Annotated in this window: 21 protein-coding genes, 1 pseudogene and 1 riboswitch; of the genes and pseudogenes, 7 read left to right on the top strand and 15 right to left on the bottom strand. The window is 70.2% G+C overall.

Going from position 1 to position 25,851, the window contains the following annotated elements; genetic code table 11:
* Window positions 1–63: 63 nt before the first annotated feature.
* Complete coding sequence (locus AC5WRL_RS23580; RefSeq protein ID WP_496090647.1) at window positions 64–3,516, top strand: DEAD/DEAH box helicase; 3,453 nt, start codon at window positions 64–66, stop codon at window positions 3,514–3,516.
* A 72-nt stretch (window positions 3,517–3,588) separates the two neighbouring features.
* Here the strand turns inward: AC5WRL_RS23580 and AC5WRL_RS23575 are convergent, their stop codons facing one another.
* On the bottom strand, window positions 3,589–4,491 hold the full coding sequence (locus AC5WRL_RS23575; protein WP_496090646.1) for a lytic polysaccharide monooxygenase auxiliary activity family 9 protein: 903 nt from the start codon (window positions 4,489–4,491) through the stop codon (window positions 3,589–3,591).
* Window positions 4,492–4,738: 247 nt separating this feature from the next.
* Window positions 4,739–6,229, bottom strand: a complete 1,491-nt coding sequence (locus tag AC5WRL_RS23570; protein WP_496090645.1) for an MFS transporter — start codon at window positions 6,227–6,229, stop codon at window positions 4,739–4,741.
* Window positions 6,230–6,453: 224 nt separating this feature from the next.
* Here AC5WRL_RS23570 and AC5WRL_RS23565 point away from each other — a divergent pair, with 224 nt between their 5' ends.
* Window positions 6,454–7,203, top strand: coding sequence for a dienelactone hydrolase family protein (locus AC5WRL_RS23565; protein WP_496090644.1), 750 nt, complete (start codon window positions 6,454–6,456; stop codon window positions 7,201–7,203).
* Here the strand turns inward: AC5WRL_RS23565 and AC5WRL_RS23560 are convergent.
* Window positions 7,200–7,988 (bottom strand): LysR substrate-binding domain-containing protein, encoded by a 789-nt coding sequence (locus AC5WRL_RS23560; protein ID WP_496090643.1) that lies wholly within the window; start codon window positions 7,986–7,988, stop codon window positions 7,200–7,202. The two genes, AC5WRL_RS23565 and AC5WRL_RS23560, sit on opposite strands and share 4 nt — an antisense overlap.
* A gap of 59 nt (window positions 7,989–8,047) precedes the next feature.
* Here AC5WRL_RS23560 and AC5WRL_RS23555 point away from each other — a divergent pair, with 59 nt between their 5' ends.
* Window positions 8,048–8,452 (top strand): DUF5997 family protein, encoded by a 405-nt coding sequence (locus AC5WRL_RS23555; RefSeq protein WP_496090642.1) that lies wholly within the window; start codon window positions 8,048–8,050, stop codon window positions 8,450–8,452.
* A 3-nt stretch (window positions 8,453–8,455) separates the two neighbouring features.
* On the opposite strand, the gene AC5WRL_RS23550 is transcribed toward AC5WRL_RS23555, so the two are convergent.
* Genes AC5WRL_RS23550 through AC5WRL_RS23530 form a run of 5 tightly spaced genes read right to left on the bottom strand, consistent with a single transcriptional unit; the run spans window position 8,456 to window position 14,479 of the window.
* On the bottom strand, window positions 8,456–10,357 hold the full coding sequence (locus AC5WRL_RS23550; RefSeq protein ID WP_496090641.1) for an FAD/NAD(P)-binding protein: 1,902 nt from the start codon (window positions 10,355–10,357) through the stop codon (window positions 8,456–8,458).
* Window positions 10,354–11,151 (bottom strand): ABC transporter ATP-binding protein, encoded by a 798-nt coding sequence (locus tag AC5WRL_RS23545; RefSeq protein WP_496090640.1) that lies wholly within the window; start codon window positions 11,149–11,151, stop codon window positions 10,354–10,356. The genes AC5WRL_RS23550 and AC5WRL_RS23545 overlap by 4 nt, the downstream gene beginning before the upstream one ends.
* Window positions 11,148–12,221 (bottom strand): FecCD family ABC transporter permease, encoded by a 1,074-nt coding sequence (locus AC5WRL_RS23540; protein WP_496090639.1) that lies wholly within the window; start codon window positions 12,219–12,221, stop codon window positions 11,148–11,150. Before AC5WRL_RS23540 ends, AC5WRL_RS23545 begins: the two co-directional genes overlap by 4 nt.
* A gap of 3 nt (window positions 12,222–12,224) precedes the next feature.
* Complete coding sequence (locus AC5WRL_RS23535; RefSeq protein WP_496090638.1) at window positions 12,225–13,304, bottom strand: ABC transporter substrate-binding protein; 1,080 nt, start codon at window positions 13,302–13,304, stop codon at window positions 12,225–12,227.
* 38 nt (window positions 13,305–13,342) lie between these two features.
* A complete protein-coding gene (locus tag AC5WRL_RS23530) occupies window positions 13,343–14,479 on the bottom strand; it encodes a peroxidase-related enzyme (protein WP_496090637.1) in 1,137 nt (378 codons plus the stop codon).
* Between the two features lie 91 nt (window positions 14,480–14,570).
* Window positions 14,571–14,677: riboswitch (SAM riboswitch) on the bottom strand.
* 224 nt (window positions 14,678–14,901) lie between these two features.
* Here AC5WRL_RS23530 and AC5WRL_RS23525 point away from each other — a divergent pair.
* Together AC5WRL_RS23525 and AC5WRL_RS23520 are read left to right on the top strand one after the other, a co-directional pair.
* Window positions 14,902–16,086 carry a Shedu anti-phage system protein SduA domain-containing protein gene (locus tag AC5WRL_RS23525; RefSeq protein ID WP_496090636.1) on the top strand — a complete coding sequence of 395 codons (1,185 nt, stop codon included), beginning with the start codon at window positions 14,902–14,904 and terminating at the stop codon, window positions 16,084–16,086.
* Window positions 16,083–16,406 carry a hypothetical protein gene (locus AC5WRL_RS23520; RefSeq protein ID WP_496090635.1) on the top strand — a complete coding sequence of 108 codons (324 nt, stop codon included), beginning with the start codon at window positions 16,083–16,085 and terminating at the stop codon, window positions 16,404–16,406. The genes AC5WRL_RS23525 and AC5WRL_RS23520 overlap by 4 nt, the downstream gene beginning before the upstream one ends.
* Before the next feature lie 209 nt (window positions 16,407–16,615).
* Here the strand turns inward: AC5WRL_RS23520 and AC5WRL_RS23515 are convergent, their stop codons facing one another.
* The 5 genes and pseudogenes from AC5WRL_RS23515 to AC5WRL_RS23495 all read right to left on the bottom strand — a co-directional run bounded on the left by AC5WRL_RS23515 (window position 16,616) and on the right by AC5WRL_RS23495 (window position 21,809).
* Window positions 16,616–17,869: an ATP-binding protein gene (locus tag AC5WRL_RS23515; RefSeq protein WP_496090634.1), complete on the bottom strand. Its 1,254-nt coding sequence runs from the start codon at window positions 17,867–17,869 to the stop codon at window positions 16,616–16,618.
* A gap of 1 nt (window position 17,870) precedes the next feature.
* Complete coding sequence (gene cseB, locus AC5WRL_RS23510) at window positions 17,871–18,593, bottom strand: two-component system response regulator CseB (RefSeq protein ID WP_496090633.1); 723 nt, start codon at window positions 18,591–18,593, stop codon at window positions 17,871–17,873.
* Between the two features lie 79 nt (window positions 18,594–18,672).
* On the bottom strand, window positions 18,673–19,938 hold the full coding sequence (locus AC5WRL_RS23505; protein ID WP_496090632.1) for a trypsin-like serine protease: 1,266 nt from the start codon (window positions 19,936–19,938) through the stop codon (window positions 18,673–18,675).
* Between the two features lie 16 nt (window positions 19,939–19,954).
* Window positions 19,955–20,083, bottom strand: a pseudogene (locus AC5WRL_RS23500) (trypsin-like serine protease); the annotation flags it as partial.
* Between the two features lie 670 nt (window positions 20,084–20,753).
* Window positions 20,754–21,809, bottom strand: coding sequence for an HNH endonuclease (locus tag AC5WRL_RS23495; RefSeq protein ID WP_496090631.1), 1,056 nt, complete (start codon window positions 21,807–21,809; stop codon window positions 20,754–20,756).
* 315 nt (window positions 21,810–22,124) lie between these two features.
* On the opposite strand from AC5WRL_RS23495, the gene AC5WRL_RS23490 reads away from it, so the two are divergent.
* Window positions 22,125–23,045, top strand: coding sequence for a NaeI family type II restriction endonuclease (locus tag AC5WRL_RS23490; protein ID WP_496090630.1), 921 nt, complete (start codon window positions 22,125–22,127; stop codon window positions 23,043–23,045).
* Between the two features lie 179 nt (window positions 23,046–23,224).
* The gene (locus AC5WRL_RS23485; protein WP_496090727.1) at window positions 23,225–23,791 is read left to right on the top strand and encodes an endonuclease domain-containing protein; all 567 of its coding nucleotides are present in this window, start codon (window positions 23,225–23,227) and stop codon (window positions 23,789–23,791) included.
* Window positions 23,792–24,118: 327 nt separating this feature from the next.
* On the opposite strand, the gene AC5WRL_RS23480 is transcribed toward AC5WRL_RS23485, so the two are convergent.
* Both AC5WRL_RS23480 and AC5WRL_RS23475 read right to left on the bottom strand, forming a co-directional pair.
* Entirely contained in the window at window positions 24,119–24,799 is a 681-nt protein-coding gene (locus AC5WRL_RS23480) for an HAD family hydrolase (protein ID WP_496090629.1), read from the bottom strand.
* Window positions 24,796–25,638 carry a GntR family transcriptional regulator gene (locus tag AC5WRL_RS23475; RefSeq protein ID WP_496090628.1) on the bottom strand — a complete coding sequence of 281 codons (843 nt, stop codon included), beginning with the start codon at window positions 25,636–25,638 and terminating at the stop codon, window positions 24,796–24,798. The genes AC5WRL_RS23480 and AC5WRL_RS23475 overlap by 4 nt, the downstream gene beginning before the upstream one ends.
* Between the last annotated feature and the right edge of the window lie 213 nt (window positions 25,639–25,851).

The following is a 25,851-nucleotide window of genomic DNA, read 5'->3' as shown; positions in this document are numbered from 1 at the left end:
CCGGTACGGGAATCCCGCCCGCGCCGGCCGGCCGGGGCGATGGGTGTCGATGGAGGGGGTCCGGTGGCGGCGAGGCCGGGGGAGCACAGGCGCGCGGCGGACGTCGTACGGTTCTGGCGAGCGGTCGAGTTGTTCAGCCCCCAGAACGTGCCCGCCGTCAACCACGGCGAAAGAGTGGCCGCCGTCAGGCCGGGGCGGCCACTGCCCTGGGAGGAGCCCGGCTCGCTGCCGCCCCCTCGCGCCGGGCATGTCTGGCAGCACACCGTCTACTGCGGGGTCTTCGGCATCGAGCGGGTACGCGACGTGCTCGCGGACGTGTTTCCCGACACCGCCGCCGAAGACCGCGACGGCCGGCTGTCCGGCGACAGCGCTCTGCTGTCCTTCAGCGTCAGCCAGCACGGCCTGCTGCTGCGGGACTCCGTCGGTTTCTCGACCTGCGCCTGGGCGACCGGCCGCACCAGATCACCCGGTCCGGCCGACGCCCGATGGCTCGACGGCTTCCCCGACGAGGCCGAGTTCTGCGAGCGGCGCATGCTCGACCTCGGCGACGGAAAGCTCACGGTGGAAGGTGGCGGCTCCGGCTCCGGAGGCTTTCTGGCGACGGCGGGACGACTGGTCGGCGACGCGCTGAGCGGTGGACTGGTCTCGGGGGTGGGCGAACTCGCGCGCGGTGCGGTCGGCCAGGCCATAGGGGGTGTCGTCGGCCGGGCCGCGCAATCCGCCGCCGGAGAGGCCGCCGAGACGTTCACCCGCGGGGCCGTCGATCTCGTCCGTGGCGACGACTCCGGTAAAACGGACACCGGGGACGACGCCCCCTCCGGTGGGCAGGCGGCGCAGAACCTGGGCACCCACCCCGTAACGGTCCGGGCCATCGCGGCCTTCACCGCCTGGCTCGCCGAGCGGTTCGGAGTAACAGCGGATCTTGTTCCCGACGCCGCCCGGGTGAAGAGCGTACAAATCCGCGAGGACCGGGCGGACGAGTCCACCGGCACGGATTTCCTCAACAGCTTCATCGCCGATGACCTGGAGAAGGTCGGCGCCGAACTGCGGCAGGGAAGAGCCGGCCGAGCGCTGGCGACGTATCTGACCGAAGCCGACCGCATCGATGTCACGCGGCGCCTCGACGTACGCGAACACCCGGAAGAGATCCTGGCCGGGGTGGCCCCCGCGCGTATCCCCATGGGGCGGTGGCCGTCGGCGTCCGACCGGCCGCTGGTGCTCAGCCAGCAGTTCGCGGTCAACCGGATGCTCGGCGAACTCCTCCCCGCCGATGGTCTGTTCTCGGTGAACGGCCCACCGGGAACGGGCAAGACCACCATGCTGCGCGATGCCATCGCCGCCCTGGTCACCGAGCGCGCCCACGCCCTCGCCGGCCTGCGCGACCCCCGGGACGCCTTCGGGAAGACCCACAAGTGGCGGGGCCAGCAGTACTCCCGCTCCGTACGGGAGCTGAAATCACCCCTCACCGGCTTCGCCATGGTGGTGGCCTCGGCGAACAACGGCGCGGTGGAGAACATCACCGAGGAGATCCCCGCCCGGGACGCCATCGCCGAGGAATGGCACGAGGAGGCCGGCTACCTGGCCGAGCAGGCAAGCCTGATGCTGGACGGCGCCCCGGCATGGGGAGCCATCGCGGCCCGGCTCGGCAACCGCAAGAACCGCAACGACTTCGTGCAGAGCTTCTGGTGGGGCAACCTGCGGCAGAAGCGCCCCGGCCCCGGCGGCGGCACCCGAGCCACGCGTACGAAGCGGGGTCTGGTGCACGCCCTGACGGGACAGGACGAGAACCCGGCCGGCCCCATCGACTGGGCCGCCGCCGCCGGACGGTTCGCGGCGCAGTGGCGCACGGTCGAACGCCTGCGGGACGAACGGCAGCGGGTCGCCCAGGCACTCACCGAACTCGCCGCGGCCGAACGGGAGCTCGCGGACACCACCCGCCGGACCGAGCCGCTCAGGGCCGCGCTTCCCGGTCTGCGCCGCCGCGCCACGACGGCAAGGCACCAGGTCCAGCACCTGGAGGAGCGGGAGAGAGAACGCCGCTCGGAGCGTCATGACCACCAGGCGGGGCGGCCGGGCCTGCTGCACGGCCTGTTCACCGGCGGCCGTACCAACCGCGTCTGGCAGCAGGAGTACGAACGCCTCACCGCCGAAGTCCATACCGCCACCGAAGCGGCGTCCCTGGCCCGCGCCCACCACGACGCCCTGCACCGGGAGGCGGAAGCCGCCCAGCACGCGGTGGACACGTGGCAGGCTCAGCAGCACCGGGTCGCCACCATGGCGCGGCTCGTCCGCGACGCGAGGGAGCGCTGGGGCGCGCACGTCCCCGACCGCGCCGACTACCTGCCGGGCGCCGACCGGAGCACCATCGAACGCCGGGAGAAGAGCGCCCCCTGGGCCGACGAGGAGTTCACGGCGGCCCGCACCCGGCTGTTCCTGGAGGCGCTGCGGCTGCACCGGGCGTTTCTGGGCGCGGCGGGCGACATCATGGTCAAGAACCTGCGGGCGACCATGGACCTGGTCGGCGGGGACGCGCCGAAGGATCTGGACCCGGCGGCGGTGCGCGCCTGCTGGCAGAACCTGTTCTTGACGGTCCCCGTCGTCTCCACCACCTTCGCCTCGTGCGACCGGCTCTTCGCCGGCCTGGGCCGGGAGGACCTCGGGTGGCTGTTCATCGACGAGGCGGGACAGGCTTCCCCGCAAGCGCCGGTGGGGGCGCTGTGGCGCAGCAGCCGGGCCGTGCTGGTCGGCGACCCGCTGCAACTGGAGCCCGTCGTCGTCCTGCCCTGGACCGCGCAGCAGCGGCTGCGCGAACACCATCGGGTCGCTCAGGAGTGGGTGCCGTCCTGGACCTCGGCCCAGCAGGTCGCCGACCGCCTCGGGCGCTGGGGCACCACGCTGCCGGCGGCGCTCCCGGACGGTTCGACGCAGGTATGGGTGGGTTCCCCGCTGCGGGTCCACCGGCGCTGCGACGACCCGATGTTCACCATCAGCAATGAGATCGCCTACGACGGACTGATGGTCCACGGGGTCGGGGACCGCGGCGAGTTCCGTCCGCCCAAGGACAGCTTCTGGTGGGATGTGCGCTCCCAGGAAGCCGCCGGCAAGTGGATACCTGCCGAGGGCGCGGCACTGGTCGAAGCGGTCGCGGAGCTGCGGGAACGAGGGCTCAGCGCCGATCAGTTGTACGTCATCAGCCCGTTCCGCGAGGTGGCCCGGCAGGCGGCGGACCTCCTTCGGGACTCCGTGCCGCGCCGGCGCGTCGGCACCGTCCACACCGCGCAGGGCAAGGAGGCGGATGTGGTGATCGTGATCCTCGGTACCCACCCCGACGCGGCGGGATCGCGGCGCTGGGCCGCGTCCAAGCCCAACCTCCTCAACGTCGCCGTCAGTCGCGCGAAGCGCCGGCTGATCGTGATCGGCAACCACGCGTCCTGGTACGGCCAGCGGCACTTCTCCGTGCTGGCCCGCGAACTCCCGCTCGTCCGGCGCAGGCCGGGGAACGAACCGCCCCCCTGACCCGGCAGCCGCCCTGGCCCGGCGGAGGGGTGGCTCCGCCGGGCCGGGCGCGTGGGATGGTGCCGGGTCGGATCAGAACAGCGCGGCCACCAGCGTCCGCAGGCCCGCGCCGGCGCTCGCGCCGGTCGTCGTGGCTCCGGTCGCCGCGTGGTCCGCGTGCGCGCCGTGGTCCGTGTGGTCGGCGTGCCCCGGCGCGGAGACCGCGGCTGCCGCCTCGGCGGTGTCGGCCAGTTCGTTGATCTCCTCGGCGCTCAGCGTCTCGCCGGAGCCCATGGTGACCTGACCGTTGCCGCCGTCGAAGACGATGTCCGAGCAGGAGTAGAAGTTCTCCTGGCTGTCGGAACGGATCCAGTGCACGTACAGCATGTGCGTGCCGGTCCGCTGCGGCAGCTGGACGTTCCAGTAGTAGTGACCGCTCTCCGAGCCGACGTTGCCGCGCTGCGGCGGGTTGGTCACCGAGTTGATCTGCTCCAGGTCGCTCCAGCGCAGGGCGCCGCCGCCCCAGCCCTGCTTGGTGATGTACACGTTGAACGTCCCGGGGTGGTGCGCCCAGTTGCTGTGCCGCAGTTCGATGTTGGAGCCGGAGGTGAGGTGGGTGATCGGCCAGTCGGTGCGGACCGCGTCATAGGAGGAGAAGTTGAACGGCCCCCGGTTGCCGCCGCTGCACAGCTGCCCGTCCGGGATGTAGCCGGTGGTACGGCCGCCGCCGTTGGAGTCGAGGACGGCGAACCAGTTGTACAGCGGGGTGGTGCCGGTCGCCCGTACCGCCGCCGCACAGGCGGGGTTGGTGGGCATCTGGGTGCTCATGTTGCGCTGGAGGTCGAGGTAGCACAGGTACGTTCGCGCGCCCGGCATCATCGTCGAGCCGTGCGCCGACGCGGGGGAGGGGATCAGCGCGGCGACGAGGCCGAGGACCGCGGCGCCGAGGACCGCCAGGAGCCTGGCCCTGCGCGTGGTGGGGGGTTGAGTGGTCACGGTTCTCCTTGAAGGGGATGGACCGTGACGGGCAGGCGGCAGCACCGGCCCCGTAGGTCGTACGGGCCGGTGGTACCGACGGCCCGTCGCCGGTACTTCAGTCCGTGCACGTGCGTGGGAGCGCTCCCGCACAACAAAATAGCGCCCTCCACGGCTTTCCAGAACCCCCGGCGCACACACCGGCCCGGGACGTACGGCCACGTTGCCGTACGTCCCGGGCCGGTCCCGGCCGCGGCGCCCCGGGCGGTTACGCCCGCGCCGTGGCGGCCTCCGGCGTGGACGCCGGCGCGTTCACCGCGCCCGGGTCCGCGCCGGCCGCCGCCTTGCGGCCCGGGATGAAGGCGGCGATCGCCAGCGCCAGCAGCGCCGCCCCCGCCCCGATGGCCATGACCGTCTTGAACCCGTTCTCCGACGGGATCGCGTGACCGCCGAAGTCCATGGTCAGCTGCGCCAGCACGACGCCCGCGATGGCGCTGGCGGCCGAGGTCCCGATGGACCGCATCAGGGTGTTGAGGCTGTTGGCCGCGCCGGTCTGGGAGGCGGGCACCCCGCCCATGATCAGCGCGGGCATCGCCCCGTACGCGAAGCCGACGCCGGCGCCGATGACGCAGGACACCAGCACCAGGTGCCAGACCTGCGACATCAGGACGATGTTCAGGCTGTAGCCGGCGGCGACGATGGCGGCGCCGGTCATCAGGGTGATCTTCGGGCCCTTCGTCTTGGTGATGGCGGCCGAGACCGGTGCCATGGCCATCATGACCAGCCCCTGCGGGGCCATGACCAGGCCGACCGTCATCATCGACTTCCCCAGGCCGTACCCGGTGGCCTCCGGCAGCTGGAGCAGCTGCGGCAGCACCAGGGACATCGCGAACATCGAGAACCCGAAGGCCACCGAGGCGAGGTTGGTGAACAGCACCTGCGGGCGGGCGGTGGCGCGCAGATCCACCAGCGGCTGGGTCGCGCGCAGCTCGTACAGGCCCCACGCCAGCAGGACGAGGACGGCCGCAGCGCCGAGCCCCAGCGTCGTACCGCTGGTCCAGCCCCAGTCGCCGCCCTTGGAGATCGCGAGCAGCCCGGCGACCAGCGCGGCCGAGAGCCCGAGCGAGCCGAGGGCGTCGAACCGGCCCCCGGTGCGTACCTTCGACTCGGGCACGAAGGCCAGCACCAGGGCGAGGCCGATGACGCCGGCCACGGCCGAGGTCCAGAAGAGGACGTGCCAGTCGAAGTTGTCGGCCATGAACGCGGCGGCCGGCAGTCCGAGCGCGCCGCCGACCCCCAGTGAGGCGCTCATCAGCGCGGTGGAGCCGGCCAGCCGCTCCGCCGGGAGTTCGTCGCGCATGATGCTGATGCCGAGCGGGACGACGGCGGCGGCCAGGCCCTGGAGGGCGCGGCCGGCGATCATCGGGACGAGCGAGTCGCTCATGGCGCAGACCACCGAGCCGGCGATCAGGAGCACCAGGCTGACCAGCAGGACGCGCCGCTTGCCGAACATGTCGCCGAGCCGGCCGGCCACCGGGGTGGCGACGGCGGCGGCGAGCAGGGTGGCGGTGACCGCCCAGGCGGCGTCGGAGGCGGAGGCGTTCAGGAACCTGGGCAGCTCCGGGACGATCGGGATGACGAGGGTCTGCATGAGGGAGACGACGATGCCGGCGAGGGCCAGTACGGCGACGACGGCGTTGGGGTTCGGGGTGCGCCCGGCCGCGCCTCTCGCGGGCGGTTCGGTGAGGGTGGCGGACATGGCTGGACCTTCCGGGGGTGGCTGCCCATAGGGCTGGCTTGCTTGACTTACTCAAACATACTGCCTCGATTGATTGACTTAGGCAACTTAAGCCGAAGTCTCGCCCCGCCCCGCCCCGGTGATCCGGCCCATGCTCACGTCAGGTGCCGGCCGCTCCGCCCGAGTACGGTGATCACGGCCCGGCAAAACCTGGCAAAACCGGCAGCGGAGGGAGCGAGACCCCCATGACCACCGTCGACATCCCCACCCCGGACGGCACCGCCGACGCGTACCTCACCCACCCCGCCGACGGCCGCCCGCACCCCGCCGTCCTGATGTACATGGACGCCTTCGGCGTACGCCCCCGGCTGACGGCCATGGCCGACCGCCTCGCCGCCGGCGGCTACACCGTGCTGCTGCCCAATGTCACCTACCGCAGCGGCCGGGCGCCCGTCGTCGAACTGCCCGACTTCATCAGCCCGGCCGAACGCCCCGAGATCTTCGAACGGCTTGGCCCCGCCCGGCGCGCGCTCACCCCGCAGGCCGTGCTGCGCGACGCCGGCGCCTACCTCGACTGGCTGGCCGCCTCCCCGCTCACCACGGACGGGCCGGCCGGCGTCACCGGCTACTGCATGGGCGCCGGCCTCGCCCTGCGCACCGCCGCCGGCCACCCGGACCGGGTCGCCGCCATGGCCGGCTTCCACGGCGCGCACCTCGCCACCGAGGCACCCGACAGCCCGCACCGGGGCGCCGGCCGGATCACCGCCGAGCTGTACTTCGCCCACGCCGACCAGGACACCGGCAATCCGCCGGAGCAGATCGAACGCCTGGAGGCCGCCCTCAGTACGGCGGGGGTACGGCACCGGGCCGAGGTGTACGCCGGCGCCCGGCACGGCTTCACCCAGGCCGACACCGCCATGTACGACGAGGCGGCGGCCGAACGCCACTGGCGGGCCCTGCTGGACCTGCTGGGGCGCACGCTTAACCCGGCCTAGGAACGCCGCCGGCGCGCGCCCTTCGACGCTTTCGACGCCTTCGCCCCCTTCGCCGGCGCGGCCCCCTGCCCGCCCCCCTGCCCGCCCCCCTGCGCCGCCGCCCGCCGCTGGGCCTTCGCCTTCGCCTTCGCGCTTGCCTTCACCTTCGGCGCCGGCTCGCTCTGCCGCCCCCGCGAGCTGTTGGCCGTCCGCCCCCGGACGATCCCGATGAACTCCTCCACCAGCTCGGTCGTCCCGTCCTCCCGCCACGCCAGCCCCACCCGCGAGGCGGGCGCGTCCGTGACCGGACGGTAGGTGAGGTCCTTGCGGTGGTACAGCCGGGCCAGCGACTGCGGCACGACGAGCACCCCCACCCCCGCCGCCACCAGCTCGATCGCGTCCTCCGTGGCGCCCGGCCGCTCGACCGCCGGCCGGCCGGGCAGCCGCTCCCACTCCAGGGTGTCGTCCAGCGGGTGGAACACCACGTCATCGGCGAGATCCGCGACCGTCACCTCGTCGGCCGCCGCCACCACGTGGTCCTTCGGGACCACCACCACCGTGGTCTCGGTGTAGAGGGGAATCACGCTCAGCCCGGTGCGGTCGGCCACCGGCAGCCGCACAAACCCGGCGTCGGCCGCGCCGTCCCGCAGCAGACCGGGCGCCCGCGCGGCCGTCGCCGCGCCGAGCACCAGCGGCACACCGGGCAGCCGCTCGTTCCAGACCCGCACCCATTTGCCGGGCGTCACCCCCGGCACATAGGCGAGCCGAAAGGTGGTGGGGGCGGTGTCCGTGTCCGAGTCCGTCACATCATGAGGCTATCCGGTCATGGTCGGCGGTATCGCACGCGCTCGCTACCCTTGACCGCATGAGCTCGAACCGGACCGACCAGACGATGAAGCCCGCCACGGCGGCGAAGAAGCTGGGTGTGTACCTCCCGGCCACCCCCGCCGAGTTCCAGGAGGGCGTCGTCACCCGCAGCGAACTGAACGCGCTCCAGGTCGATCCGCCCCAGTGGCTGCGCACCCTGCGCGAGACCGGGCCGCACCCGCGCCCGGTGGTGGCGGCGAAGCTGGGCGTCTCCATCGCGGGCCTGGCCCGTGGCGGGGTCACGCAGGCGCTCACCACGGCGGAGATCGACGCCCTGAAGAGCGACGTGCCCGAGTGGCTGCGGCAGGAGCGCGCCACCCAGGCCGAGGTCCGCAAGGAAGCGGCCCGCATCAAGGAGAAGCAGGAGCAGGACGCGAAGGACGCCTCCGGCCCGCGCTCCTGACCCCTACCGGGTACGTACGCCGACCGCCGCCAGGATCTGGGCGGCGGCCCGGTCGGCCCCGGCCAGCAGCGGCGACGGGGACCCCGGGGTGGCCCCGATGGCCGACCCCGGCTGCACGCCCTCCGCCGGTATCCCCAGCACGATCACCCGCTCGTCCGCGCTCCCGTCCGCGGCCAGCAGCTGAAAGCCGTCCGGCGTCACATCCAGCGTGCCGCTGGACACCGGCGGACCCTGCTCGGACGGCCAGCGGTGCAGCCGCGCCCGCCCCCGCCGCAGCAGCGCGTCGAGCAGCGGGTCGTCCGTATCGGTCACGATCCCCTTCGACATCCGGGTCTCCACGAACGCCCGGGCCCGTACCGGCGCCGCCCGCCGCACCGCCGACCGGCCGCTGAAGGCGCCGTCCTCGTACATCACCGAGGAGTCCTCGCCCAGCAGTTCCAGCACCCCGGCGTCGATCAGGGCCAGCACCTGCGCCGTACGGTACGGGGGCGGCCCCGACGCCAGCGCGAGCCCGAGCGGGGTGAACCAGCCGTCGACGTCCCGCGCCACGCCGGCGCCGTCCAGCGCGCCGCCGGTCACCAGCTTCCGCACCGGGCCGCGCAGCGCCGCCATGGCGCGGTTGACGGTGTTGCGCGGGTGGGTGAGGGGGTCGTGCATCGCGTCGAGTTCGTCCTCGACATGCTCGCGCACCCAGCGCCGCCAGGTCTCCGGCTCCACCGGCCCCGGCGCGGGCGGCCGGTCGAGCCGCCCCACGGACAGCGCCCACCGGTCGGCCGCCACCGCGCCCGCGACCACCGCGTCCACCGCCGCGTCACTCCCGGCGGCGCGCAGCCGCGCCAGCACGTCCGCCTCGTCCCAGCCGGGCGCCAGGGCGCCGGGCCGGTGGGCGCGCAGCGTGGACAGGTGTGCCCAGGCGAACTCCCGGGCGAGCTGCGGCCACACATCGCGCCGGAAGTCCTGCCCGCGCCCGCCCGCCACCGCCGCGAACCACGCGCCGGTGGCCAGCCGGGGCACGTACCTCGGCGGGAACCCGTCCGGATACACCGCCTTGGACCGGTACGGCAGGCCGCGCCGCGAACCCGCCACCAGGTGCGGCTCGCGCCCGCCGGGCAGGTAGCGCAGCCGCGCCGGGCGGGCCGGGTCACCGGCCGGCTCGAAGCGTCCGCCGCGCCCCTCGGTGAGCAGCGCGACCACGTCGAAGAAGTTCGCGCCCAGGCCGGTGACCAGGACGGTCTCGCCGGCCGGCACCCGCTCCCAGTCGCGTTCGGCGGGCATGCCGGGCTCGATGTAGACCAGCCCGTCCCGCCGGGCCGCCGCCACCAGGGACCGCACCCGCGCGGAGCGCTTCGCCTGCACCATGCCCTGGGCGAGCACCACGAACCGCCCGGTCAGCGCCCCGCCGTCGGCCAGCCGTACGGTACGGGCCGCCCCGCCGCCGGCCGGCTCCAGATCCACCGCCGTCCCGAGCACCCGGGTGACGGCGACCCGCCCGGTGCGCTCCGCCCGGGCCAGCTGCTCCCGGTAGTACACGCCCTGGATGCGGCGGCTCGGATAGGACCACGGGCGCAGCGCCGCCGCCTCGCCGGCCACCCACCCGGGGCGGTCCGGGGGCGGTGGGTCGCCCGCCCGCGCCCAGCCGATCAGATCGGGGCCGGGGACGACCGGGCCGGTCATCGGCGTCGAGTCGTCGGTGTAGATGGTGGTGTGGGCGCTGTAGGTGTTGTTCAGCAGCAGCGGCGACTGGTCGGTGCGCCAGGTGGCGCCGGCGCCGGCCTCGACCCGGTCCAGCAGGGCCACCCGTACCGGCGGCTCGGTGTCCGGGTGCCGGGCGGTCAGCCGCTCCACGACGGAGACGGCGCGCGGCCCGCCGCCGACCACGACCACGTCGAAGTCGGCGGTGGTCACTTCGCCTCCGTGATCGTCGCGGCGGCCGGCTCCAGCGCGGCCGGCCGTACCTCCACGCCGTGCGTGCCGCGCGTGACCAGCACGTCGAGCCCGTACACCTCGCTCAGCACGGCGGCGTCGAACGCCCGCTCCGGCGGCCCGTCCGCCACCACCCGGCCGCCGTTCAGCAGCACCGCCTGGTCGCAGAAGTGCGCGGCGTGGTTGAGGTCGTGGATGGCGATCAGCGCGGTGACGCCCTCCTCGCGGGTGATCGAGCGGACGATCTGGAGCGTCTCGATCTGGTAGCGCAGGTCCAGGGCCGAGGTGGGCTCGTCCAGCAGCAGCACCCGCGGCTGCTGGGCGAGCGCGCGGGCGATGAGCACCCGCTGCGCCTGGCCGCCGGAGAGCTGCGACATCGGGCGGTCGCGCAGCGCGGTGAGGCCGAGGCGGTCCACGGAGGTGTCCACGATCTCCCAGTCCCGCCGGGTGGGCCGCAGCCCGATGTGCGGGGTGCGGCCCAGGAGCACGGCCTCCCGTACGGTCTGCTCGAACGGGGCCGGCGCCGACTGCGGTACGTACGCGACGACCCGGGCGTGCTCGCGGCGCGGGGCGGCCAGCAGGTCCTGGCCGGCGAAGGAGACGGCGCCGGCCGCCGGGGTCAGCACCCGGGCGATGATCTTGGTAAGGGTGGACTTGCCGGACCCGTTCGGGCCCAGGAGGGCGCAGAAGCCGCCTTCCTCGACCCGCAGGTCGACGCCTTCCAGCACCGGGTTGCGCTTGTAGCCGAACCGGACCGCCGCGATATCGAGACTCACCGCGCCGCCTTCCTGGTCAGGATGAGGTTGATGAAGACGGGGGCACCGATGAAGGCGACGACGATGCCGACCGGGATGACGGACGGCGCCAGGATCGTACGTCCCACGGTGTCCGCGATCACCAGCAGCAGCCCGCCGGTGAGGAAGGAGAACGGCAGCAGATAGCGGTGGTCGGCGCCGATGGCGAGCCGCGCGATGTGCGGGCCGACCAGGCCGACGAAGCCGATGACGCCGCAGAACGACACCACGACGGCGGCCAGCACCACCGAGACGACGATGAGCCCGACCCGTACGGCGCCGACGTTGACGCCGAGGCTCTTGGCGGCGTCGTCCCCGGCGAAGGCGATGGCGTTGAGGTCGCGGCTGAACCACAGCAGCAGCGGCAGGGCGGCCAGCACGCAGGCCCCGACGATGACGACCTCGTGCCAGCCGGCGTCGTTCACCGAGCCGAAGGTCCAGCGCACGATGGCCTGGAGGGTGTTCTCGTCCGCCACGAACTGGAGGGCGGCGGTCATCGCCTCGAAGAGCTGGGTGAGCGCGATGCCCAGCAGCAGCAGGGTGGCGGTGGACATCGCCTTGGCGGAGGCCAGCCCCAGCACGAGGGCGGAGACCGCGAGCGCGGCGGCCAGCGCGCAGCCGATGACCAGCCACGAGCCGGAGCCGGCCGATCCGCCGGTGAGGAGGATCGCCAGCGCCGCGCCGAACGCGGCGGCCGGCGAGACCCCGAGGGTGAACGGGGAGACCAGCGGGTTGCGCAGCAGGCCCTGCATCACGACGCCGGCCATCGAGAGCGCGGCGCCGGCCACGAAGGCGAGCAGCACCCGGGGCAGCCGGAGGTTGATGATGATGGAGTACGTCCTGGCGAAGTCGTGCTCCAGCACCCCGCCGAAGACGGCGAGACGGATGGCGCGCCAGACGTCGGACAGCCCGGCGTCGGCCGTCCCGGCGGTGACGCACCAGGTGGTGACCAGCAGGGCCACCGCCACCCCGCTCCACAGCACGGCGGTGCGGCGCCGGTCGCCGGACGACGGGGGAGCGGTGGTGGCCTCGGTACTGGTGGAGACGGACAAGCGTCAGCCCGCCTTCTGGATGTACGCGTCGCCGCCCGGGAAGTCCGCGCCCTGGAACTCCTCGGCCCAGCGCGCCAGATAGTCGGCGGGGTCGACGTCGGCGAACGCGTCGGGGTGCAGCCAGGTGGCCAGGTAGAGCGCCCCGATGGCCTTGGAGAGCCCGCTGGTGGCCCAGCCGTTGGTCACGTACACCCGGCCGTCCCGTACCGCCGGGAGGTCCTGCCAGCCGGCCCGGCCGGTCAGTTCGGCGCCGATCGTGTCGAACCGCTCCTGGCCGGTCGGCTCGGCGGACGGCCCGAACTCGTGGACGACGACGGCCGGTTCGCGCTCCAGGATGGCGGCCGGGTCCACGGTGGTCTCGGACTGCTGATCCCCGCCGGTGTCGAGATCACCAAAAATGTTCTTACCCCCGGCGGCCACGATGATCTGGTCGAAGCCGGAGCCGGGCAGGCCGGTGAGGTAGGGCTCCTCGGTCTCCCAGTAGACGGGCACCGGCTCGGTGCCGGCCACCCGGTCGCTGACCAGACCGAAGATCTCGTCGTAGAACCCGGCGACCCGCTCGGCGCCTTCCGTTTCCCCGAACACCTCCCCGAGGAGTTCGACGGTCTCGTGGAAGACGTCGAAGTCCCAGGCGGTGGCGACGACCACGGGGATGCCGAAGGACTCCAGCTGCCGGCTGGCCTCCTGCCAGGCCCCGTTGCGGGGCAGGATGAACACGTCGGGGTCGAGTTCCGCGACCGCCTCGTAGTTGATCTCCTGAAGGTTCTCGCTGACGATCTCGTCGTCGGCGATGCCCAGGTACGGCAGCCGGCTCGCGGAGACCCGGTCGTAGCCCACGACCCGGTCCCCGGCGCCGATGGCCTGGGCGAACTCGTTGCCGTAGCTGTTGAGCACCACGGCCCGCTCGGCGGGACCGTTGAGCTCGACGGTGCGCCCGACATCGTCGACGACCGTGAGCGAACCCTTCTTGCCGTCGTCGTCCTTCTCCCCGGCCCCCTCGGTGGTGACGGTGCCGCACCCGGAGACGGCCAGCACGGCGGCGGTGGCGGCGAAGAGGGAAACCCGGCCCAGGCGTGATCTCATGAAACGTACCTTTCGACGTGTGGTGTGACGGGTGGTGTTCACTGGGCCTCGGGCCAGTAGGGATCCCCGAGGGAGAGCATCAGCCGGTTCGCCCAGCCGAAGAAGGCGGTGGCCGTCACCAGGTCCACCAGTTCGACATCGCTGAGCCCCTCGGCACGCAGCCGCTCCACATGGGCGGTGGTGGCACTGATGGGCGTGGTGGCGAGCGCACCGGCGAACTCGACGATGGCCGCCCACCGCGAGTCCTGCCCAACACCCAGCGGATCGGTGGCCGGCGGAACCCAGCGCTCGTCACGTTCGAGCGAAACCTGGAGCAACAGATCCACGTACCCCACCCGCTTGGACATCTGGGCGGCCTTGCGGGCATGGACGGACGCGCAGTACACGCAGTCCGTCACCTTGCTGGTCGCGGCGGCGGCCAGCTCCCGCTCGGCGCGCGGCAGCCCCTCGCGGGTCGCGAAGATCGCGGCATCCAGCGCCGTACGCGCGGCGAGCACGGCCGGCAGCCGGCACAGCAGCCGGAAGTACTCCCCATTGGTCTTCCCCCGGAAGGAGTCCTCCTGCTCGGGGGTCAGCTCCGGCACCGGTACGGGCGGCACCCAGGCCGTCCAGGACAGCAGCTCCCGGGTGTACTCGACCGGCCGCTCGCGCCCGTTGGACGCCGTCCGCGCATCGCTCTTGACCCGGCCGTGCCCGGGCGAGACCCGAGGCGGAACGACGGTGTGCGCGGGTTCGTCCCCCTGGATCAACCGGAACCCGTGAATGGCCCGCACCTGAAAAGCGGTGAACGCGGCGCTCTGCGCAATGCCGACGATCTCGTCGGGAGACCACCCCGCCTCGCTCAGCCGCGCCAGATCGGCCCGGGTGGCCAGCGCCGGAGAAACGGTGATGAGATCGACGTGCGCGGCGGCGGCCCGCAGCGCGGGGTCATCGGGCAGCTCATCCCCCCACAGCACCGGGTCGGCACCGCGCTCCGCGTGATGCCGGACCAGCTCGTCGACGCCGTGCCACCGCGCGGCCAGCGCGGCCAGCCCGCGCCGTACCGGCTGATCCCCGCCGAACAGCGCCTCCCCGGCCTCCTGCGCCCGCTGCGCCACCAACGGCTTCACCGCCCGGGCCGCCTCGACCCGCTCGTCGAGACCGGCCAGCCGTCCTATGTCGTCAGTGGTGCTCATGCAGTCCGCCTCATGCTGCTTGGTCAGGTGGTGACCGAGGCACCGGGCAAACGCGTCGAAAACGCCGTGGGGCGCAGACGAGGACTCAGGAGGAGCACGCTTGCCGCATCACCGCGGCCGGGTCCTTCCCGGGGGCACCCCACCGTGCAGGAGGGTTGCCGGCCAGCAAGCCGGGACTTGGCGCTGGCTCTCTTGACCTGAGCGAGAAGCTAACCGACGACAGCGGCAAAGCAAACCTATTGCCCGAAATATGAGACACAACCATCCACTATCCGAACAATCCCCCCGCCCACCCAACCCCCACCACCCCCGGGTGAAACGCGTCACACCACCCCATCCGGAAACCACGGCCCCGGCTGTCAGTGCCCGTCCCTGGGGTGACCCTCATGGCGAATTTCCGATCTGGCTTCACCTTGCGCCGCATGGTCGAGGAGGCGCGTGAGCTGACCGAGCAGCCAGAGTTACACCGTCGCATCGACGCGGTGCTGCGCATCATGGGAAGCGGCGTCGGTGGCGGGACAACATACGGCAAGGGCCGGCCGCTGGTGGACGCGCTGGAGGACGTCGCCCAGTACGCGATCCTTGTGGAGAACTTCGAGTTCGCCCAGCGATTTCAGCGCTTCGCCGCCTACGCCGGCGGGGAACTGTTTCTCGATGTCCTGGACATGTACTACGACCGCGAGGCGCAGCGGCGCGCCGAGGAGTTCATGCGCCGCCTGGTCGCCCAGGGGGCCGACCGGGCGGTCGCCGCCCTGGACGTCCTGCACCGCGACAACCCGGAGGCGACCCTCACCGACGCCCGTGACCTCTTCCGTGGGATTGCCCGGTCCGCCCCCCACCTGGGCCTCGGCAGCGGCGAGGGCGGTATCCGGCTGGCCGCCAAGGACGTGCGGCGCCTCCAGCGGTTCGGGCACATGGAAATCCTCGTCCGGAATCTGCCCCGGGCGGCTTCGGCCGAGACCGCGCAACTGGTGGCCGACGCACTGGCGGACGCCGACGCGGGACTGCTGGCACAACTGCTGGAGCTGAAGGCGCGGAAGGCCGGCCTTACCGCCCTGCGCGCCGCAGTGGACGACCCGGACAGCTCGGAGGGCGCGCTGCATTCCTGCCTGAAGAACCAGGAATGGATCTTCGGCGGGGCCTATGTCATGGAGTTGGCCCGACGCCAGTACACCCCGGACACGATTCTGGACATTCCACTCCTGCGTGGCGACGGATCCCTGCACGTGGTGGAACTCAAGCGTGCCAACATCCGCGACCTGGTGATCCGGCGAAGCCGTCACCTCATGCCGGGCGCCTCGGTGCATCACGCGGTGTCCCAGGCGCAGAACTACCTCCGGGTCATGGATGAGAACCGCCGCACGATCCTTGAGGAGCACGGCGTGGATACCCGCAGGGCCTCGGCAACCGTAGTCATCGGGCACCCGCGCTATGTGACCGGGAACGTCACGCCTCAGGAGATCGCTGAGACGCTGCGCACGTACAACACCCACGCGACCCGCATAGAGGTGATCACATACGAGACGCTGCTGGAGTCGGCGACCCGGATGCTCGCGCTCTCCTCGACACAGCAGGACCCCGACCCGACCGAGGAGCCCACCCCGTGAACGACACCCCGCCCCGGATCGAGCCCCTCCTGGCCCGCCTGTGCGGTGGCACGATCACCGACAAGGACTACGTCGGTTACTACAGGAACGAACACGGAGAAGAACTCGTCTTCGCCCAGCGCCGAGGCCAGAAGACCGCCCGCCTCTGGCACAGCGACGCGGATTGGCAGATGTACCAGGTCGACGACCACTCGATCCGTGTGGGCGGAGCGATGGACGGTGTGATCACCGTCGCTGACCTCATCATCGATCGGGCCGAGGCAACATGGCTGTCCTCCTGCCTGGCAGCATCCCGCCATCTGCGCTCGGGGCGTGCCTGACAACCCTTTTGCCTGCCGGACAACGACGACCACTCGGCGCATACCGTTCCGCCGACAGGTGCTGATCCAGGCGAGCCGGAGGGCCAGGAGGCCCTGATCGAGACCGACGACGAGAGGCCCGCCGGCCTCGACGACGGAGCAGACCTCACGACGCGGTGGCCGAGCCCTGGATGAGGCTGGGCACCCGATGCCGACCTTCTGGGAACGGGTCAGTCGGCCGGCGGGAGGTGGAGGGTGGCGAGGGCTCCGCCGTCGGGGGGGGTGGTGAAGGACAGTGACGCGCCGATGACCCGGGCCTGGCCGAGTGCGATCGTCAGACCCAGGCCGTGGCCCCGGCCCCGTTCGGACGTGCCGGTGCGGAACCGCCCGGGGCCCTCGGCGAGCAGTTCTCGGGGGAAGCCCGGTCCGTGGTCCCGTACGGTCACGCGGGTGCCCGCCACCTCGACCTGTATGGGTGCGCGGCCGTGCCGGTGGGCGTTGCCGACCAGGTTGGCGATGATCCTGTCGAGCCGCCGCGGGTCGGTGTCGGCGGACCGGGCGCCGGCCGTGGTGAGCCGGGTCGGCAGCCCGGTGCGGTGCACCGACTCGCCGACCACCGCGGCGAGCGGAACGGGTCTGAGGTCGGCCCGTTCCACGCCCGCGTCGAGCCGGGAGATCTCCAGCAGGGTTTCCACCAGGCTCCGCAGTACGCCCACCCGGTCCCTGACCAGCTCCGTGGCCTCCCCCTCGGGGAGCAACTCGCTCGCGGTGACCAGACCCGTCAGCGGGGTGCGCAACTCGTGCGCGACGTCGGCGGTGAAGCGCTGTTCGGCGTGGAGCCGTTCGAGCAGGCTGTCGGCCATCGCGTCGACAGTGGCCGCGATCTGCGCGATCTCGTCGCTGCCCCGGCCGGCCCCGGTCCGGGCCGCCAGGTCGCCGTCCGCGATACGGCGTGCGGTCCGCGCCACCCGTCGCAGCCTGCGGTGGGGCCATTCCGCGGCGAGCACCGACAGCGGTACGACGACGGCCAGCGCGACCAGGGAGTACTTCCACATGGACCGGTCCAGGGCGCGCCGGGTGAGCAGGTCGGGCGTCATGTCGACCTCCACGGCGACGGGGCCGCCTCCGTACCTCCGCGCCGCCCACATCGAGGGGTGGTCCCCGGGGCCGGCCTCCTCGTACCAGGTGGCATATCCGTCCCGCAGGGCCTGCGGCTCCCGGAGCCGGCGCAGCAGCTCGTCGGGTACGGTCCCGGGCGCCGTCCGCAGCGAGTGGGGCGGGGTGCCGTCCCGCTCGTAGTCCCGCAGGTCCAGGGACAGCTGGGTGACGGCCTTGGCCCGGCCGTCGTTCAGCGACCGCTCCAGGGTGCTGCGGTGGACCAGCAGCCCGACGGTCAGCGCGATGGCGCAGCAGGCGACGGCGACCAGCGCGGCGATCCGCCAGCGCAGCGAACGCCAGTTCAGCAGGTCACGCACGGTGTCCACGTCAGCGCCGCAGCTTGTAGCCGAACCCGCGGACCGTCTGGATCCGCCCGGCGCCGATCTTCCTGCGCAGCCGCTGGACGCACAGGTCGACGATGCGGCTGTCGCCGTCCCAGCCGTAGTCCCACACGTTGCGCAGCAGCAACTGCCGGTCCAGAACGACGCCGGGGTTCGCGGCGAACTCCAGCAGGAGCCGCAGCTCGGTGGGGGCCAGCGCGACCGGTTCGCCCGCCAGGAACACGTCGAGGCCGGCGGTGTCGATGGTCAGGTCGCCGAAGACCAGCGGGGCGCCTTCGCCGCCTTGGCGGCCGGAGTCCGCCGGGGGGTGGTGCGGCCCGGCCGGAGCGGCGCGGGTGAAGGTGGCCCGCCGCAGCAGCGAGCGGATCCGGGCCACCAGCACCGCGGTGTCGACGGGCTTGACCACGTAGTCGTCGGCGCCCGCCTCCAGCCCGGAGACCACGTCGAGCGCGTCGCCGCGCGCGGACATCATCAGGATCGGGTCCATGCTGGTCTCCCTGATCCGGCGGCACAGCCCGAGGCCGTCGAGGCCGGGCAGCATCACGTCCAGCAGCAGCAGGTCGTGGCGGCCTTCCCGGAACAGTTCGAGTCCGGTGAGGCCGTCGCCGGCGGAGGTGACACGGTAGCCGTACCGCTCCAGCGCCATGGTGATCGATCTGCGGATCACCTCGTCGTCCTCGACGAGCAGGATCGTCACGGGAACGGGCATCTTTCCTCATCGGACGCAGGCGCTGGAGGCCCATCATGCGCCAGGGGATGCCGCCCGGCCGAATTCGCCGGGTCAGGTGTCAGGTGGTGAGGGCACAGCCCCGGCGGGGCAGGTCCAGCCCGGATCCCTTGGTCAGACAGCCCGCGATCATGTGCACCTGCTGGCCGTAGCCACGGCCCTCCACGGTGGTCACGTCCCCGTCCCGGCCCACTTCGCAGGGGTTGTTGTCGGTGCACGGCTCGCCGCCGTTGTTGTGGGTGTTGTGGATTCCCACGACCGTGGTGCCGTCAGGGGCCAGCAGCGCCGAACCGGAATCGCCGTGCCAGGGGGCGCAGTCTTCGCCGGCGGCGTACCGGATCGAGTTGGTCATCAGGTAATCGCCCTCCCGCAGCCGCGGGGTGATGGCTTCGGCGGTGCAGGAGTGGCGGCTGCCGGCGGACGCCACGGTCAGCGGGTCACTCGCGCGCACGGGGTCGGAGGTGAGCCGGAAGATTTTCGCGCCTTCGGCCGTCAGCTGCGCGTAGCTCTTGTCCAGGCGGTAGAGCGCGATGTCGGTTCCGGTCATGGTCGCGTAGACCAGCCGGTTGGCACGGGCGGTGGTCTGGACGTACCCCTCGCGGTCGGCGATGGACACCTCGCGGTCGGCCGGCCGGTCGACGTCCGCGGTTCCGGGCGCGGGCCACTGTCCTTGTACGCAGTGGCCGTTGGTCAGCAACAGCGCCGGGTCCTGCGGCCGGGAGGCGGTGGTGCGGACCACCGAGCCCACGCAGCCGCCCAGGTCGGCCGTGCCCGCCAGGTCCGGGATCAGATCATCCGGGGGTACGTCGGCACCCGTGATGATGCCGTTGATCCAGTCGGCGTGCCGGGTGACATCGGTGTACAGCGTCTTGCCGGTCTCGTCGGGGCCACTGACCACACCGGCCACGGCCCACCGGTCGCCCTCGCGGATCAGCGCGGGCCCACCGGAGTCCATGTTCGACGCGGCGACGCTGCCGTCGGGGCTGCCGACGCACAACTCTCCGCGCGGCTCGGCCGAGGGACACGACGCGAGCGGCTGCACCACGGTGTCGGCCTCCCGCAGCCGGGTGGTGAAGCACGCCGCGTCGTCGGTGTCGTCGCAGGTCATGCCCCAGCCCATGATGCGTACGGGCGAGTTGTCCGGCGGCGTGCCGGCGGCGATGCCCACCGGCTCCGCCGCCACCGGGGTGCTCAGGTGCAGCAGCGCGAGGTCGCGGCCCCAGAACCCCTTCGTCGCGGTGGGTCGCCAGCCGGTAGTAGTGGTCGACCTCGGTGACCTCTCCGCCGGAGCCGGTGTCCAGCGATCCGACGCGGACCTGCCAGCCACGCGGAACACCGTTCTTCGCCCCGGCCGGGTTCCGGCCGGCGCAGTGACTGGCGGTCAGAACCCAGTGCGGGGCGAGGACCGTTACTCCACAGCCGTGTCCGTCCGGGTGCGGCGAGGCCGGGTGGGACGGCTGGAACGAGCCCATGAACGCGTACGCCTCGGTGGACTCGCTGCCACCCACGACGGCCTGCGCCGGCAGCGGGGCCACGAGGACGGCGGTGAGCGCGACCCCCGTCGTCAGGACGGCGGCCGCCTTGCGGCCCAGCGACATGTGCATGAAGGAGTCCCCTTTCGTCTGCGGCCGGCGGGGGGACAGCGGTCGGCTGACCCGTCCGGCCTCGAACGAGCCTGGACCCAGCGGTTCGCCGGGAGATCACCCCCGCGTATCGGGCGCGGCCCGGCAACCGCTCAGCTGTGTATCAACCCACCCGGACCGGCCGGGCGAAGGCGGTGCGGAAGCCTCGACAACCTCGAACACGACGAAGGCCCAGGTCCTGGACGGTGTCCGTGACCTGGGCCTTCGTTGCAAGAGCGGGCGACGAGAATCGAACTCGCGCTCTGAGCTTGGGAATCAACACGCTTACCAGAGTCACAACGCGGCCTGACCTGCTGAAATCGACACTCCTCGACGTTCAGCAGGCCCGTCGTCTGACCGGTGTTGACCGCTCATCCCCTCATGATCTGGCACGCATCTGGCATGCGTTGCCCCCGGGCCGAACGACGGGCGCGAAGCCGGTGCGTCTTGCTGAGGATGCTCTGTTGTCTACATGGGGTGGCCTCATAGGCTGTTATGGCTGTACTGCGCTGACCCGTCTTCAAGTCGTGGTCTGCTCAGATCCAGCTACCTGTCGGATGATCTGCAGTGGACCGCCACCCTGCACGCGCCGTTCCTCAATGAAGTTACGCAATTCACCGGGCGTGGGCCAGGGAGCTTTCCGGTGGATCATGCGATGGCAGTTCGCGCAGATGAGGGCGAGATCGCCTAGCTTCGTCGTTCCCTCGCCGGCTTCATGCAGGGGAACGACATGGTGACACTCGACATACCCGGCCCCTCTGTCTCCGTAGAACATTTCGAAATCGAAACCGCATGCCTCGCAGGCCAGCGTGCCGCCGCGCTGCAGGACAGACTGAATCTTTTTCTTCCTCAAGCCGCGGTTGCGCTCTCGCGCCCTGTGCTGGCGCATCAGCAGGCGGCCCTCTGGCGCCTCGTAGTCTTCCTCAATCTCCTCTTCCTCCGAAGCTGGCAGGGCTTGAAGTTGGCCTGATTCGAGTCCGAGACGGATCAGACGGGCAGCCTCGATCATCTGGTCCGGCCGGTCCAGAAATTCATGTAGGACCTCTACGTCCTTGGCGCCGCCGTTCGTTGCCTTGCCCTCATAGTCCGGGTGGCGTGTGGCGATGTCGAATGTCTTGCGAGCCACACCATTAGGGTTGCGGAACTTCTCATTGCGATCTGCTTCAGCGTGCAGTGGAAGCAGTTGGAGCAGACTAGACAATTCCACAACCCGGGGATCGCTGGAATCCAGTCCGCGCCACGCGTTCTTCATGACGAGATCACAGGCCAGAATGATCTCGTCCCTTGCCCAGTCGGGATTCTTGACCGCCTTGACCTGAAATCCTAGACGCTTGAGCCAGGCGGCAGCGTGTTCCTTTCCGCCGCTGAAATTACCTGCGTGGAGGACCTCTCCTTGGTCCCACTTGTGAGCAACGCCTGCGATGGCTTTCGAGTCATATTCACCATCCTCGTGCACGAGAATGTAGGACCTTGCCTTCTCGAATCCGTATGTGGAGAGGAAGGTTTCCCGTCCCATCGCATCGTGCTCTGCGATGGCCTTCAGCACAGACTCTCGTGAGATTGCTCCTCGCTTCATACCAGCAGGCTACGCGCTGCCACTGACAAGTACTGGCTGCAAGCACGTGCACCAACTTGGGGCCGTGCAGGGGCCTATCAGTGAGCCGGGACGATGCGGCAGATCAACGCAGGCCGGAGGAAGGCACCAGTGGTCCGGGTGTGGCTCTGCTGCCCCAGGCCGCCAGTCCGGTCAGCCGACCGGCTGTGATCGATCCGGGTCGTGGGTCTTGACATCCAACACCCCCATCCATCCTGCTCTGTTGACGGTATCTATCATTTCCTATGACGAGAGTGCCGACCGAGCGTTAAGCGACTTCTGAAGGATGGTTCAGTCATGGGGAGACTGAAGCTGCAGCCGTTGGGTGAGATGTGCCTGAACAAGGATTGCCGTTCCGAAAATAGGGTTCTAAGGGGCCCGGGGGAAGACTCTGAGCTTCAAAGCGTTCTTGGTGAGCTCAGGAAGCATGATCTAGCGAATGGTTTTACTGCAGCCATTCGGTCTTCCATAGACTACGTTCTTGATGGTTCGCGTACCGGGCGCTACAGCCTTCTCTCGAAGGATGTTCATCCGGGAGAGCGGGCCTCTGTCGGGGCAAAGCTGGAATACGAAGCGCAGCGGGTCTTCAAATGGAAGAAGGCCAAGCCACTTGACATCAACCTGGCTGGTATTCCGGTAGACCTGAAGAGCACAGTTGGAGATAATTGGGCAATCCCGAAGGAGGCTAATTGCCATCTTTGTATCTGCACGAAGATGCGCGTCAAGGGTAACGAGCACCGCAGTTGGCTGATTCGAGCGCACACTTCATGGCTATATCGAGGAAAGGGAAACAATGACGGAAAACGTGGGATTGCTGTTGATGCACTAAATCAGTGGGGCGTTCCCCTTTACGACTGGACTCGGCTTCCTCTAAATCCTCTAACTTTGCTCACTGAAGATCAGGCGCATCAGGTATTTGAAGATGGCAGGGGGCAAGAAGTGCGGCTGCTGAAGCTGTTCTCTTACCTGCCAAGGGTGCTTATCAATAGAAGTGTCATGCTCACGGTCTGCGCAGGTGCCCAAGATCCTATGCGTCGGGCTCGCGCTATGAAGAAGAAGGCTGCAGGGCGGGGAATTCAATTGCTGTGCGGAACGTGGGTCGATGACCGCGCTGCCGCTAAAGTGCACGGATTTGTGCTGGGGCCAGGAGATTGGGTAGCCATCCCGAGGGATTCTCCAGTTCAGACACAAGAGTCCACCGCAGGATTTTTATTCTGAGGCTCTGAAATAAATTGAAGATTTTGCCCTGATTGCGCCTTGAGGACTCCCGGATCCGGCGGTGCTCCAGTCCTTCGGCTGGAGCGCACCGAGCATCTGCCGCATGGCGTGAACTCTGCGCTCTGACGGGTGTCAGTGGCTGCGTCTAGCCTGCTCCTGTGGAGTGGACTGACGAAGAGATGGAGGAATGGCTCAGCACCCTGGGCGAGCCGTGCGAGCTGTGCTTAGACAACATGTGGCGGATCGATGCCGGACCCAAGGGCCGAAGGTGCCCACAGTGCCGTAACGCTGTGCGTCAGGCGCAGCGCCATGGCCTGACACGTGCCCAGGTCAATGCGATCCTCAGAGTCCAGGACGACACCTGTCCGCTGTGCGGATGCCTTGGTGGCGACGGCTCGATGGAAGGGCCGTCCTGGTGGCACATCGATCACGACCACGCCTGCTGTCCGGGATCAACTTCGTGCGGCAAATGTGTGAGAGGGCTGCTCTGCAGGGACTGCAACGTCCGCGGCTTGGTGTGGTACGAAAACCTCAGCGCTGACTTGCGCACACTGAGCCACGTCAACGCTTACCTGGCCGATCCACCGGCACGCCGACCGGAGGCAGCGGTCCTCTTCCATGGCGACCTTCAGGGCGTACGCTCCCGTGATGGCAGCTTTGCCGGTTGGCGTTCCAGCCGGCCCATCGTGAGTGTCCCCGCCCCCTCTGCTCATCAGCAAGCCTCGCTGAAGGTGCCCCGAGGTTGAGCAGCAGAGGGCGGTTGCCGTCGGCGCCGACTTCCGTTCGGGCGGCGCGGGGTTGTGCTCTTGGCGCGAATCTGGTGCCCAAGCTTTAGCGGATTCGAACACGACGAAGGCCCAGGTCCTGGACTATGTCCGTGACCTGGTCCTTTGCTTGAAGGGCTGGCGACGTGAATCGAGCTCGACCTCTGGGCTTGGGAATCCTGAGGCAGCGCCGCCCACCCGATCCCTGAGCTGCACCGGTGCATTGGATCAGGGCCTAGGTAGACGTGGCTTCTGACAGCGATTCACCGTGACTGACCGCGCTAGGTGGTGCGCACGTGGTGCGGCCGGTCACTCCAGAGCGGCGGTGATGTCTGCGATCGACGGGACTACCACGAGGGCCCCGGCATCGCTAAGCCTTCTGTCTTTTCCCGGCTTGTTGGCGTAGCCGATGGTCGGTACGCCCGCTGCATGCCCTGCCTCCACGTCCCGGACCGAGTCACCGAGGAACACGCAGGACGCCGGCGCCGCGGAGCCCATCGCATCCAGCAGCAGCTGCGGGCTCGGCTTCATGGAGGACGGATCACCTGGGGCCCGGCCGATCACGCCGTCAATGCGATTGGTCAGCCCGTGCTTGTCCAGGTAGGCATTAATGGCGGACCCGGCGTTATTGCTGACCACGATCACCGATCGCCCCGTGCGAGTGCAGGCATCAAGCATCGGTGCCATATCCGCGTTGGGGCGGGCAAGCTGAGCTGCCTCGATCTCCAGCTCCACCAGGATCGCGTCGGCGTCTGCCACCAGTTCCGGTGCCTCCTGGTCGAGGCGGTGCAGCAGGGCGAAGGGGTCGCTCTCATCGCGCCAACCTTCCCGCACCTTGTGCCCTGAAGCCGAAAGCCGCTCAACCAGCCGGGCCGCCACCTCATCAGCGTGCAGCCCAGCGAAGACCGCGCAGAACGGCCCGTCGAAGTCGGCCAGCACGTATCTCACTCCATGGAGGGCGGCAGTCAGCTGCCGCGCCTTGTCGCTCATGCCGACCGCTCAAAGGCGATGCTGCCCCACACACTGTCAAACCAGCGCTGGGACTGCTGAACGTACTGAGATCCGAGCGACATCTCATCGGCCCCGGCTGAGTGGTGGAAGAGCGTCGTGTCCTTACCCGTGATGTCGAAGAACGTCTTCGGCTCATCGGCGACTTCCATGGTCCGCTGGCGCAGGGGGTAGAAGCCGAAGAATGCTTCGGAGCCGTTCACGATGTACAGCTTGAACAATGCCGACGCCCGGTAGAACCGCGTCTCCACGTTGGCTGACTGCACCAGCCCCAGGTCGGCAAGCACTTCCACGGAGTGCTTGATGCCGCCGGCATGCGTCACCGCGAGGTGCCCGGCCCGCTGCCGCAGAGCGCTGTCGTCACGCAATCCGTCCACCAGCACCGGAACCGCCATGGGCGCTGTGCTGTCCGGCAGCAGCAACCGCACGGTGATGGACTGCGGGGTGAGGCGGCCGGACCGTACCTTGTCGAGCGGTTCCTGGATGGCGCTGTGAAGCGTCTCGCTGGAGAACCCGGCGAAGTCGATGGTCACCTGCTGCTCTTCGAACGCCGCTTCCAGGTGCGGGCGAAGCCCGATCGGCCGCTCTGTCCGCTGCCGGACGAACGACCCCTTGCCCTTGCGCGTCACGATCAGTCCTTCGTCGCGGAGCTGATCCAACGCCTTGGCAACGGTCGCCTTGGCGACCCCATAGCGACGAACCATGTCCGGCCCCGAGGGGAGCTGGTCACCGGGCCCGTACTTGCCGGTGCGGATTTCGGCCCGCAATGCGCTGCTGACCTGCTGAAAGGCGGGACGCGTGTCATCTGGGTCAAGGCTCATGGTTCCCATGGTAGCCAACCTCCCCATGATTCCCATGAAGGTCATCCCGGTCATCCTTCCTTACCTGGTTGACCTGCCTAGCCAGGCTGCGTATGTTGTTTCCATCGCACTGAGCGCAAGCGAAGTGGGACATCGGAGGGGCCTTCTTTGGGCTGCTTCCGACCAAGCGCCCTTCGGGGTGAGGGCACCGGAACCCTTGGCAGCCGGATGGCG

This window comes from Streptomyces sp. NTD107 (assembly GCF_059510435.1).
The sequence above is the reverse complement of the archived record's forward strand: the minus strand, read 5'-3'. Positions and strand labels throughout refer to the sequence as shown.

Coding starts and splice junctions, on each gene's coding strand:
- AC5WRL_RS23570 (WP_496090645.1), bottom strand. CDS start 6,229: ATGTCCGCCACCCTCACCGAACCGCCCGCGAGAGGCGCGGCCGGGCGC.
- AC5WRL_RS23565 (WP_496090644.1), top strand. CDS start 6,454: ATGACCACCGTCGACATCCCCACCCCGGACGGCACCGCCGACGCGTAC.
- AC5WRL_RS23555 (WP_496090642.1), top strand. CDS start 8,048: ATGAGCTCGAACCGGACCGACCAGACGATGAAGCCCGCCACGGCGGCG.
- AC5WRL_RS23535 (WP_496090638.1), bottom strand. CDS start 13,304: ATGAGATCACGCCTGGGCCGGGTTTCCCTCTTCGCCGCCACCGCCGCC.
- AC5WRL_RS23530 (WP_496090637.1), bottom strand. CDS start 14,479: ATGAGCACCACTGACGACATAGGACGGCTGGCCGGTCTCGACGAGCGG.
- AC5WRL_RS23525 (WP_496090636.1), top strand. CDS start 14,902: ATGGTCGAGGAGGCGCGTGAGCTGACCGAGCAGCCAGAGTTACACCGT.
- cseB (WP_496090633.1), bottom strand. CDS start 18,593: ATGCCCGTTCCCGTGACGATCCTGCTCGTCGAGGACGACGAGGTGATC.
- AC5WRL_RS23495 (WP_496090631.1), bottom strand. CDS start 21,809: ATGAAGCGAGGAGCAATCTCACGAGAGTCTGTGCTGAAGGCCATCGCA.
- AC5WRL_RS23490 (WP_496090630.1), top strand. CDS start 22,125: ATGGGGAGACTGAAGCTGCAGCCGTTGGGTGAGATGTGCCTGAACAAG.
- AC5WRL_RS23485 (WP_496090727.1), top strand. CDS start 23,225: ATGGAGGAATGGCTCAGCACCCTGGGCGAGCCGTGCGAGCTGTGCTTA.
- AC5WRL_RS23480 (WP_496090629.1), bottom strand. CDS start 24,799: ATGAGCGACAAGGCGCGGCAGCTGACTGCCGCCCTCCATGGAGTGAGA.
- AC5WRL_RS23475 (WP_496090628.1), bottom strand. CDS start 25,638: ATGAGCCTTGACCCAGATGACACGCGTCCCGCCTTTCAGCAGGTCAGC.